The organism is Streptomyces sp. NPDC004732 (genome assembly GCF_040609235.1).
In the GTDB taxonomy this organism is placed as follows: Bacteria; Actinomycetota; Actinomycetes; order Streptomycetales; family Streptomycetaceae; genus Streptomyces.
The window spans coordinates 1-11846 of the sequence record NZ_JBEXJR010000031.1 but is presented as its reverse complement, the minus strand read 5'-3'; the positions used below and the strand labels follow the sequence as shown (position 1 = coordinate 11846).

General features: G+C 71.9%; 7 protein-coding genes. 4 read left to right on the top strand and 3 right to left on the bottom strand.

The annotated features are described in order from the left end of the window. Nucleotides 1-3057: BTAD domain-containing putative transcriptional regulator (locus ABZV77_RS42430; protein WP_356268724.1), on the top strand; the 3057-nt coding region annotated here is incomplete at its 5' end. On the opposite strand, the gene ABZV77_RS42425 is transcribed toward ABZV77_RS42430, so the two are convergent. Next, nucleotides 3054-4934, bottom strand: coding sequence for a sigma-70 family RNA polymerase sigma factor (locus ABZV77_RS42425; protein ID WP_356268722.1), 1881 nt, complete (start codon nt 4932-4934; stop codon nt 3054-3056). The genes ABZV77_RS42430 and ABZV77_RS42425 overlap by 4 nt on opposite strands. Before the next feature lie 220 nt (nt 4935-5154). Beyond that, complete coding sequence (locus tag ABZV77_RS42420) at nt 5155-5922, bottom strand: helix-turn-helix domain-containing protein (protein WP_356268720.1); 768 nt, start codon at nt 5920-5922, stop codon at nt 5155-5157. Nucleotides 5923-6294: 372 nt separating this feature from the next. Between ABZV77_RS42420 and ABZV77_RS42415 the strand changes: the two genes are divergently transcribed. Both ABZV77_RS42415 and ABZV77_RS42410 read left to right on the top strand, forming a co-directional pair. Then, nucleotides 6295-7689, top strand: a complete 1395-nt coding sequence (locus tag ABZV77_RS42415; RefSeq protein WP_356268718.1) for an NAD(P)/FAD-dependent oxidoreductase — start codon at nt 6295-6297, stop codon at nt 7687-7689. Nucleotides 7690-7854: 165 nt separating this feature from the next. Beyond that, nucleotides 7855-9552, top strand: coding sequence for a SpoIIE family protein phosphatase (locus tag ABZV77_RS42410; protein WP_356268716.1), 1698 nt, complete (start codon nt 7855-7857; stop codon nt 9550-9552). A gap of 13 nt (nt 9553-9565) precedes the next feature. Here the strand turns inward: ABZV77_RS42410 and ABZV77_RS42405 are convergent, their stop codons facing one another. Beyond that, nucleotides 9566-10852: an MFS transporter gene (locus ABZV77_RS42405; protein ID WP_356268714.1), complete on the bottom strand. Its 1287-nt coding sequence runs from the start codon at nt 10850-10852 to the stop codon at nt 9566-9568. Between the two features lie 127 nt (nt 10853-10979). On the opposite strand from ABZV77_RS42405, the gene ABZV77_RS42400 reads away from it, so the two are divergent. Further along, nucleotides 10980-11528, top strand: a complete 549-nt coding sequence (locus ABZV77_RS42400; RefSeq protein WP_356268712.1) for a MarR family transcriptional regulator — start codon at nt 10980-10982, stop codon at nt 11526-11528. Nucleotides 11529-11846: the final 318 nt, after the last annotated feature.

The following is an 11846-nucleotide window of genomic DNA, read 5'->3' as shown; positions in this document are numbered from 1 at the left end:
GCCCTGTGGCGCGGCCCCGCCCTCGCCGACCTGCCCGACCGCGCCGCCGCGGCGCGCCCCGAGGCACAGCGCGCGGAGGCCGTCCGCGCACGGATCGAGGCGGACGTCCTCCTCGGCCGCGCCTCCGAGGTCGTACCGGAACTGCGGGAGCTGACCTCCGCCAAGCCCTACGACGAGACGCTGCACGCCCTGCTGATCCGCGCCCTGCGCGACGCCGGACGCGGGGCCGACGCGCTCGCCGCCTACGAGGAAGCACGCCGCGCCCTCGCCGACGGACTCGGCACCGACCCGGGCCCGGAACTGCGGGCGCTGCACGCGGAATTGCTGGCGGGTCCGGATCGGGGCGGACGGGAACAGGTCGGACGGGAACAGGTCGGCGGGCGGGAGCCCGGCGGCGCCGGACCGGCACAGCAGCCGCCGAGGCAGCAGCGCCCCCCATCACCACAAGCACCCCAGTCCCAACAACTAACCCAGGCACCCCAGCCCCAACAACCAACCCAGTCACCCCAGTCGCCACAAACACCCCACGGATCGCGCGCCTCCCACCCCTCCCACCCACCCCAACCACAGCGATCCGCAAGGCCCGAGCAGCACGGAAACATCCGCACCCGCCTGACCTCTTTCGTCGGCCGGGAACCCGAACTCGCCGCCATCCGTTCCGACTTGCGAAGAGCCCGCCTCGTCACCCTCACCGGACCGGGCGGCTCCGGCAAGACCCGCCTCGCCGAGGAAGCCGCCGCCGGGCATCCACAGGCATGGCTGGCCGAGCTCGCCCCGCTCGACCACCCCGAGGCGGTGCCCGGCGCTGTCGTCAGCGCGCTCGACCTGCGCGAGACCGTCCTGATGACCAGCGAGCTGACCACACAGCAGGACGACCCGGTCGCCCTGCTCGTGGAGTACTGCGCCCCGCGCAGCCTGCTCCTGCTCCTTGACAACTGCGAACACGTGATCGGCGCCGCCGCCGAGCTCGCCGAGGCCCTCCTCACGCACTGTCCGGGCCTCACCATCCTCGCCACCAGCCGTGAACCCCTGGGCGTGCCGGGCGAGTCGGTGCGCCCCGTGGAGCCGCTCCCGCCCGACCCGGCCCACCGCCTGTTCACCGAGCGGGCCGCCGCGGTGCGGCCCGGCTTCGACCCGGAGGCCGACGCCGAGGCCGTCGCCGAGATCTGCCGCCGTCTCGACGGGCTGCCGCTCGCCATCGAACTGGCCGCCGCCCGCCTGCGGCTGCTCACCCCGCGCCAGATCGCCGACCGCCTCGACGACCGCTTCCGCCTCCTGACCAGCGGCAGCCGCACGGTCCTGCCCCGCCAGCAGACCCTGCGGGCCGTCGTCGACTGGTCCTGGGACCTCCTGGACGAGGCCGAGCGGGCCGTGCTGCGCGAGGCGTCCGTCTTCGCGGGCAGCTGGGACCTCCCGGCCGCCGAGGCCGTGTGCACCGCGCCCGCCACCGACCTGATCGGTGCCCTCGTCGACAAGTCCCTGGTGGTGGCCGTCCCGTCCGCGAGCCCCACGGACGGCGGCATGCGCTACCGCCTGCTGGAGACCATCCACGAGTACGCGACCGAGCGCGCCGCCGAGACCCCCGACCTGCTCGCCGCGGCCGAGGCCCGCCACTCGGCGTACTTCCGGGAGCTCCTGGCCCGCGCCGAGCCCCTGCTCCGCTCCGGGGAACAGTTGCCGTGGATCGGGCGCCTGGAGACGGAACTCGACAACATCAGGGCCGCGCTGCAGCGCGCGGCCACGTCCGGTGACGCGGCGGGCGCGGTCGAGATGGCGCTGAACACCGCCTGGTTCTGGTGGCTGCGCAACTACCGCAGGGAGGGCGCCGACTGGATGGCCCGCGTCCTGGAGCTCGCGCCCCCCGGCCTCCCCGCCGAGGACGACCCGCTCTACTGGCCGTGGATGAGGCTCCATCTGCTGCATCTGTGCCTGGTCGCGGAGTCCAGACCCGCGGACTCACCCGCCTACCACGTGGAGTGGAACGACCCGGAGCTCGTCGAGGCGCTGCGCGAGGTCTTCGCGCGGCCCGTGCCCGAGACCGCCCGCTTCCCCGGGCTGCTCTGGCCGTTCACCATCTTCTTCACGGGCGGCACCCACGAGGACGCGATGGCCCCGCTGAACCGCACGGTCGAGAACTGCCGTCGCTACGGCGAGGACTGGGACCTTGGCGTCATCCTCATGTTCCGCACGCACATGGCCGTCGACATGCCGGGCAACCTCTCCGGCGTCGACGAGGACCTGGCGGAGCTGCGGGAGCTGAGCCGCCGCGTGGGCGACCGCTGGATGCGCGCCCAGGTGTGCAGCGCGGCGGGCGAGGCGGCCATGGCCCGCAGCAGACACGAGGAGGCCCGCGTCGAGTACGAGGAAGCGCTGCGCCTCGCCTACGAGGTGGGGGCGTACGCGGAATCCTCGTTCCTGCTCGCCCGGCTCGCCGAGGTCGCCTACCGCGAGGGCGACCGGGCCGCGGCGGCGAAGGTCCTCGACGAGGCGGGCCGGGAGGCCGATCGGTACGGGGTGACGGACTCACGCGCCTTCGTACGACTCCTCGGCGCGCTGCTCGCCCTGGACGAGGGAGACATCGACACGGCCCGCACCCTGTGCGAGGCATCGCGGGCCGAGTCCGAGTACGGCTCGCCGCCCCCGCAGTTCAGCGTCGCCCTGAGCGGCATGGAGTCCCGCATCGCCGCGGCCGAGTCCGGACCGGCCAGCGGGCTGCCCATCGTCACCGCCGCGGCGCGCGAGGCCGTGACGTCCCGGTGCTCCGAAGTGATCGTGGCGTCGTTGGTGGACGGCGCCGCGGTGCTGCTGAGCGACGTCGGCGAGCATGCGCGCGCGGCCCGGATCCTCGCCGCCGCCACGTCCCTGCGCAACGGCCACCGGAGGTCCAATCCGGAGGACGCACAGGCGGATCACGTGGAGAGCGCGGCCCTGGCCGCGCTCGGCCCGGACGGATACGAACGGGAGCGCGCCGCGGGCAGCGCACTGACGGCGGACGGAATCCTGCAGGAACTGGAGCTCGCGACCGCGGCAGTCGCAGATTCGCCAGAAGGGCCCTAGCCGCAGCTCATCCGCGACTGCGCCCAGTCCGCGAGCGCCGTCGTGTCGAACGGCGTATGCGGCTCGACGACGAGCCTGACCGTCTTGCGGCCGCTCAGGTTCACATGCACGGGCACCGCCGGATCGCCGCCCTTGACCAGCGGGGACTGCCACAGCCGCGCCCCGTCCCCGTACACGGAGAAGCGCACCTTGCCGAGCCCCATCGTCATGTCGTCGACGCCGACGACCGCGTCGTACGTCGAACAGCTGCGGTTCAGGTCGATGGTGACGGAGGACCTGCCGTGCACGGTCACACCGTGGGAGTACCGCTTGTCGCCGACGGACAGGCCCCAGCGCTGCCACACCCAGCTGCTCTCGGCGAGCCGCATCTCGGGCTTGGTGCCGTCGCCGGTGAGGCCGTACTCCAGCTCGTTCCACTGGTAGACCCTGGGGGCAGGCGGCGGCGGGGGCGGCGGCTTCGGGGTCGGCTTGGGCTTCGGCGGTGTAGGGGTGGGCTTCGGCGCGGGGGGCGGCGGAGTCGGCTTCGGCTTGGGCTTCTCCTTGGCGGGAGGCTTCGGCTTCGGCGTGGGGGTGGGCTTCGGGGACGGCTTCGGCGCGGGGGGCGGCGGAGTCGGCTTCGGCTCGGGCTTCGGCTTCTCGGGCGGCGGCTTCTGCGGCACGATCGACTCGGAGACCGCGGGTTCCTTGGACGGCGGCGCGTCCGCCTTCGGCTTGCCGCCCCCTCCGGTGAGGGCGATCGCCGCGGCGACCCCGGCGGCCACCACGACACTCGCCGCGATACCGGCCTTCGCGGGGGCGCCGAGCCCCTCGGACGCGGCGGCACCGCCCGCGGCGGAGCCCCCGGTCGACCCGCCCGCCGCGGCCGCGCCCGCGGCCCCCGCGGCACCTGCTCCGACGGTGCCGCCGCCGATGAGCGCGGCCACCTTCGCGTACCCGGCGGCACCGAACCAGCCGATGACGGCGATCGGCACGACCGCGGGGATGCCGCTGGCGACGTCCTTGATCTGCCCGGCGGCGAGGCGGCACTTCGCGCACTCCTCCAGGTGCTTGCGCAGGCCGCGCTCGGCGCGGGTGCGCAGGCCGCCGCGCGCATAGGCACCGAGGCGGTCGGCGTAGCGCGCGCACTCCTCGCTCTCGGTGAGCGTGGCGCTGACATGCGCCTGCAGATAGGCCTGTTTCAGACCCTCGCGGGCGCGGCTCGCCAGCACGCGCGTGCCGTTCGCGTCGAGGCCGAAGAGCGTGGCGACGTCACTGGGGGACTCGTCCTCGACCTCCGTGTGCCACAGCACGGCCTGCCAGCGCTCCGGCAGGCTCCGGAAGGCCTGCATCGCCATCGACTGCTCGGCCTCGTGCATCGCGCGGACGTCCGCGCCCAGGTCCAGGGTGTCGTCATCGGAGACCTCGGCGCCACGGGCGGCCTGCGCGGCGAACACCGCGAAGTCGTCGACCAGATGCTCCCGCTTCGCCGACTTCGTCCACCCGGCGGCGACCCGCCGCACGGTGGTGAGCAGATAGGCGCGCACGGCGTGCTCGGGCCCGCTGCCGCCGCGCACCGCCTGCAGCATGCGGGCGAACACCTCGGCGGTGAGGTCGTCCGCGGTGTGGGCGTCACGGCAGCAGGTGCGGGAATAGCGACGCACCGCCTCGGCGTGACGGCGGTAGAGCTCCTCGTACGCGGAGTCGTCGCCGGAGCGCATCCGGGCGATCAGGTCGGCGTCGGGGACCGGGGCTTCGCCGCCCCCGGGCACCGATGAGCCCGCGCCGCCCCCGCGCTGCGGAGGCACACTCGGACCGGCCGCGCCGGCCGCGCTGACGGGACCTCCCGCACCGCTGCCGGGACCGCCCTGGGACGACTCGTCCCGACCGTCAACACTCATCGCGGAACGCCCCCGGTTGCACACTCAGACCCGACCACCGGCAAAGAGTGCCACACGGTCGCGCCGAGGCCGACAGGGAAGACGTTCAACCACCCGTCCGGGGCGACTTCCCGAAATCGAGCACTACCGTTCACCCATTCGGGGAAGGCTCAACGTCCGTCGTTCAGCACGGAGTTGAACCTTCCGCCGCATGAGAGGCGAGCGAAGGCGATCCGGCCGGTCACGCGGGCCGGGACCGCAGCCCTTCGAGCAGGATGTCGAGCAGCCGCGAAGAGGCCGCCGCCTGCTGTGCCGCGTCCGGCAGCGAGGGCGCCGCCGTAGCGATCACCAGCAGCACGTCGGACACCGTCACGTCCGCCCGCAGCTCGCCCGCCGCACGGGCACGCTCCACGAGACGGCCGACGACGTCGAGCAGTGTCGCCGCCCCCGTGTCGTCCCCGAGCGGGTCCGACTCCTCGACGGGCGCCTGGCGCTGTTCGACGAGACGCAGCTCGGGAGAGTCCGGAGCCGACTGCCGCTGCTGCGGCACCCGCGCCTCGTCCTCCTTGCCGCCGTCCTCCACGCTCACCCGCAGCACCTGGGGCGGCAGCAACCGCCCCGCACCCGATGCCACGGACGTCCGCAGGAAGCGGGAGAGCGCGGACCACGGCTCGTCCTCCTGCCCGAGCGCCGCACGGGCCTGGTCGGTCAGCCGGGAGGTCTCCTCCTCGGCTATCCGCCGGACCAGCACGTCCTTGCTCGGGAAGCGGCGGTAGACCGTGCCGACCCCGACCCGCGCGCGGCGCGCGACGTCTTCCATCGGCGCGCCGTAACCCAGCTCGCCGAAGACTTCGCGTGCCGCCCTGAGTACATGTTCGAGATTGCGCTGTGCGTCGACACGCAGTGGTGTCGTGCGCGCTCCTTCCCCCATGTCGCGTCCGTTCCCGCTCGGGCCGACGGCTGATGCCGACACGGCAGCGGAAGTCCAGTGAGTCTCCTGAATGTGCATACACGTTCCCCCGGTAATGACGTCTCCCCCCGGAGACACTCCCCGCCATTGGCTACCGACGTGTGAGGAGTGAGCCCTTCCGCGAGCCGGAAATCCGGCCCGGCGAGCGCATCCCCCGACACCCCGACGTCACACGAACATAGTTGAGCGGGGGTCAATTCAGAAGAGGCGGGTTCCGCACAGCGCGCCCCCCGATCGGAGTACGCGCCCTTTCAGGCCGTATTGCACCCCATCTCCGCACCCCCTTCGTCCCCGCTGACCTGCGCACCTTGCGCACCCGGCGGCAACCCCGTGAGCCCCTCGCGCACACCGCTCCCGGTCACACAAATTGCCGGGCCTGTGGACAAACGCCGAAGCCCGGTGCGTCATGGGATGGTGAAGGCTGCGATCTCCCGGGGGACGACCCCCGTGCCCCCGGACTGTGTACGCATTCTCGTCGTCGGCGGTGGTTACGTCGGCATGTACACCGCGCTGAGACTCCAGCGAAAGCTGAAGCGCGAGCTCAAGCGGGGTGAGGTCGAGATCGTCGTGGTCGCCCCCGACCCCTATATGACGTATCAGCCGTTCCTGCCCGAGGCGGCCGCCGGCTCCATCTCGCCGCGCCATGTCGTCGTGCCGCTGCGCCGCACCCTCGACAAGTGCCGCATCGTCATCGGCGAGGTCGAGTCGGTCGACCACGCCAAGCGCACCGCGACCTTCACCACCCTCGCCACCGAGGAGGAGGGCACCGGGTCCGTCCAGATCGCGTACGACGAAATCGTCATGGCCCCCGGCTCGATCGCCCGCACGCTGCCCGTGCCGGGACTCGCCGAGTACGCCATCGGCTTCAAAACGGTCGAAGAGGCCATCGGACTGCGCAACCACGTCATCGAACAGATGGACATCGCCTCCTCCACACGCGACCCCGCGATCCGCGATGCCGCCCTGACCTTCGTCTTCGTAGGAGGCGGGTACGCGGGCGTCGAGGCGCTCGGCGAGCTGGAGGACATGGCGCGCTACGTGTCCCGGTACTACCACAACATCAAGGCCGAGGACATGAAGTGGATCCTCGTCGAGGCCACGGGCCGGATCCTGCCCGAGGTCGGCGAGGAGATGGGCAAGTACACGGTGCGCGAACTGCGAAGGCGCAATATCGACGTACGCCTGGAGACACGTCTTGACTCGTGCGAGGACCGCGTGGCCGTCCTCAGCGACGGCTCCCGCCACCCCACCCGCACCGTCGTGTGGACCGCGGGCGTCAAGGCACACCCCGTACTCGCCGCCAGCGACCTGCCGCTGACCGAACGCGGCCGCCTGAAGTGCACCGCACGGCTGACCGTCGACGGCACCACGCACGCGTGGGGCGCGGGCGACGCGGCCGCCGTCCCCGACGTCACCGCGGACGAGCCGGGCACCGAGTGCGCCCCCAACGCCCAGCACGCAGTCCGCCAGGCCAAGGTCCTCGGCGACAACATCGTCGCGTCCCTGCGCGAACGCCCCCTCCAGGAGTACACGCACAAATACGTGGGCTCGGTGGCCTCCCTGGGACTGCACAAAGGTGTCGCGCACGTCTACGGACGCAAGCTGAAGGGCTACCCTGCCTGGTTCATGCACCGCGTCTACCACCTGAGCAGAGTGCCGACCATCAACCGCAAGTCCCGAGTCCTCGCCGAATGGACCCTGTCCGGCCTGTTCAAACGCGAGATCGTCTCCCTCGGGTCGCTCGAACACCCCCGCGCGGAGTTCGAACTCGCGGCCGGTGGCGGGCGCCCGAAGGAGTCCTCCTGACCGGAGTCAGGAACTCCCCGCACAGGACCGGCGTCTGACGGATGTCAGTCCGTTCGGTCAGACTGTTCGTGTGACCATGGGCAGGCCGCCAGGCCGACACCAGGGACGTCCGCTCTCGACATGCTGTGTTCCCGATCCAGAAGCGACACCACGAGGCCTACCGCAGTGAACTTCACGCGCTGGAGCGCCCGGCTCCCCGGAACGCAGCGCCGCGCAGCAGCGCGGACCGAACAAGCGGTCTCCACGGCACCGCGCGGGGACGGCTCCGTCCCCGCGGCCCGCGCCGAGCGGCCCACCGGGACCGGTGAGCCCGCCCCGCCGGACGGCGCCGTCGGCCTCAGCGGCGCCGACGGCATCGACGAGCTGCCGGTCCGCGAGGTGCTCGACCGCATCCCGGCCCTCGTCGCCCTCGTGCACGGCACCGACCACCGCATCGCGTACGTCAACGATGCGTACGCCGCCGCCTTCGGCCCCAGGACCGTCGGCGAGCCCGCGCGCGTGGCGCTGCCCGAACTGTCCGAGCTGGGCCTCCTGTCGCTCCTCGACCAGGTCCTGCGCAGCTCGAAGCCGCGCACCGTCAAGTCCCGCAAGGCCCCCTCCGGCCGGTCGTACACCTTCACGTGCACCCCTGTGACGCTGCCGCTCGGCGGCTCCGCGGCGGGCCCCGAAGAGGGCGCTGGCGTCCTGGTGTTCGCCGCCGACGTCACCGACCACGCCGAGGCCGCCGAGCGCCTGCGCACCAGCGAGCGCGCCCAGCGCGAGACGGCCGTCACCCTCCAGAAGTCCCTGCTGCCCCAGGAGCTGGAGCAGCCCGACGACCTGCGCATCGCCGCCACGTACCAGCCGGGCGGCACCGAGGCCGCGGTCGGCGGCGACTGGTACGACGTGATCACCCTCGGCGGCGGCCGCACCGCCCTCGTCATCGGCGACGTGATGGGCCGCGGCGTCCGCGCGGCGGCCGTCATGGGCCAGCTCCGCACGGCCGTGCGGGCCTACGCCCGCCTGGACCTGCCCCCGCACGAGGTCCTCCAGCTCCTGGACGGCCTCGCCGCCGAGATCGACGCCAGCCAGATCGCCACGTGTGTCTACGCGGTGCACGACCCGAACGAAGGAAGCCTCGTCTACGCCTCGGCGGGACACCTGCCCATCCTCGTGCGCGACGAGAACGGCACCATCCACCGCGCGGAGGAGCCCACCGGCCCCCCGCTCGGCACCGGAGGGTGGCTGCACACCTCGGGCTCCGTCCCGCTCGGCCCCGGCTCCACCGCCGTCCTCTACACGGACGGCCTGGTCGAGCGGCGCAGCGAGGACATCGACGAGGGCGTGGCCTCACTGGAACGCGCCCTGGCGGGTGCCACCGGCACGCCCCAGGTGGTGTGCGACCGCCTGATCCGTGCCCTGGGAGTGACGGCCGACCACGACGACGACGTGGCGGTACTGGTCCTCCAGCACCCGGCTCGCGCCGGGTCGAACGCCGAGCTGTTCAGGAACGCGGCCCTGGAGCTCCTGGGCGGAGTGGAGGCCGCCCCACGCGCGCGTGCCTTCGCCACCGGAGTCCTCGCCAGCTGGCGCTTCTCACCGGAACTGCACGACCTGGGGGTCCTGGCGGCCAGCGAACTGGTCGCCAACTCCCTCCAGCACGGCACCCCGCCGATGCGGCTTCGCCTGCGCCGCACCGACCGCCGCCTGATCATCGAGGTCACCGACGGCGACGACCACCTGCCGCGCCGCCGCCGCGCCGAACCGGCCGACGAAGCGGGACGCGGCATCGCCATCGTCGCCACGATCGCGTCGAACTGGGGCTCACGCCGCACACCGGGCGGCGGCAAGGCCGTCTGGTGCGAGTTCGCCCTGCCCAAATAGGGGCTCGCGGGGCTCAGGCGTGCGCGGTCTCGGGCTCCGCGGCCGCCGGGCCGCCCTGCGCCACCACCGGGCTCTTGGCCAGCGAGGGCTGGTTCTGCAGCGGGGTGAGCCGACGGCCCAGGCGCACCGCGAGCACCGTGATGCCCAGGGAGAAGAGAACGAACGTCACGATGTACGGCATGTGCAGCGAGGCACCCATCGGCCCGCCCACGGCCGGACCGACCGCGAGGGCCAGCTGCTTCACCAGGGCGAAGGCCGAGTTGTACTGACCGACCATGCCGCCCGGCGCCAGGTCGGCGACCAGCGGCGCGACGGTCGGCGACAGCATCGACTCACCGAGCCCGAAGAGGGCGTACGTCGAGATGAACGCGGCAGTGGCCATCGCCTGGCTGCCGTGCCCGACACCCGCGTACCCGGCGAGCAGCCACGCGAAGGCCCAGATCAGACCGACGGCCGCGATCACGCGGGACCGCTTGCGCCGCTCGACGAACTTCAGGACGGCGAACTGCGCGATCACGATCATGGCCGTGTTGGCGGCCAGCGCGATGCCGAGCGTCGAAGCGGAGATGCCCGCGGCCTCCACGCCGTACGCGGAGAGCCCCGACTCGAACTGCCCGTAGCAGGCGAAGAAGATCACGAAGCCGAGCACACACAGCTGCACCATGGCCTTGTGCTTCAGGAGCGCACGCATGCCGCCCCGCGGGGCCGAGGCGTCCTTCGGCATCGCGTCCTGGATGGCGGGCGCGTGGGGCAGCCGCACGGTCAGCGCGATGCCCGCGAGCACCAGGAACATCACGGACTCGATGGAGAACAGCAGCGTGAAGCTGCTCGGACGGCTCTCGTCGACGATCTGGCCGCCGATGAGACCACCGATGCCGAGGCCCAGGTTCTGCAGGAAGAACTGCATCGCGAAGGACCGCGTCCGGGTGGCGGGCGTCGAGGACCAGACGATCATCGTCGCGAGCGCGGGCTGCATGACCGCCGTACCGGCGCCGAGCAGCGCCGCGGCGAGGATCGCCGTCGGCTCGCTGTTCGCGAAGCCGAGCGCGACCGCGCCCACGGAGGCGACACCCGCCGCACCCACGAGCACGGGGAGGGGGCCGCGACGGTCGATGACGCGGCCGGTGATGGGCAGGACGATCAGAGCGGCCATGGCGAACGCGGCGAGCACGATGCCCGCCGCACTGGATCCCAGATCTCGCACCTGCGCCACATAGACGTAGAGGAACGGAACCGTGAACCCGATGCCGAACGCGCTCAGCGCGCTGCCTGCCTGAATACGACGCATCGCTGCGCCCATCGCCCTGGTCACTTTCACCTGCCTTGAGTGAGTAGTTAGAAGTGAAGACTTCGAAGCTAAAGTTCGATCCTAAACTGTACACACTGAAGGACTTCAATGCCAAGCGGGGTCGTGCCATACTCGGCCCATGGGTGACACCCCCGGCCCAAGTGAGCCGACACTTGAAGAGCAGATCGCCGCGTACCAGCGGGAGTTCCAGGACCTCGACCCCCAGGTCGAGGAGATCGTCTCGGCCCTCGGCCGCCTGAACCGCCGCATGAACGTCGCCTACGGCCGCCAGACGGCGACCCTCGGCATCAGCAACGCGGAGTGGGAGGTCCTCAAGGCCCTCGTCCTCTCCGGAGCCCCGTACCAAATGGGCCCGGGCGACCTGGCCAAGCGGCTCGGCCTCACGCCCGCCGCGATGACCCACCGGATCGACCGCATGGTGGCGGAGGGTCTGGTCACGCGCGACCGCGACGAGAACAACCGCGTCCGCGTCATCGTGGAGCTGACCGCAGAGGGCCGCGAGAAGTGGCTGGAGGCGATGCGGCTCGCCACGGTCTTCGAGGAGGACCTCCTCCAGGACCTGTCCCAGGAGGAGCGCGGCGCCCTGGGCGAGGTGCTGACCCGTCTTCTACGTCGCGTGGAGCACGCCCAGCCGGACGCGGGCGGCCGCCTCACCGACCTGGAGTGAAGGGCCCTCCGGCGGGGCACAGGGGGTGGTTGACAGTCACCTGCCCGACCCGTAAGGTTCTTCGGGTTGCCACGGGGCCGTAACGGTTCTGCGACAGCACCTCCGCCGCGGAAAGCGGCAAACCAAACTCTGCACGACCTCCCAACGGAACCGATTCGGCATGCCCGAATTCAATTCCAAGGCTCGATTATGAGTCGCCGGGAAAACCCGCTAGAGTTTGAGACGTCGGAACGGCCCAACAGCCGCAAAGACAAACCCACTTCGACTGGGAGTCAGGCCCGAAAGGATCTGATAGAGTCGGAACCGCCGGAAAGGGAA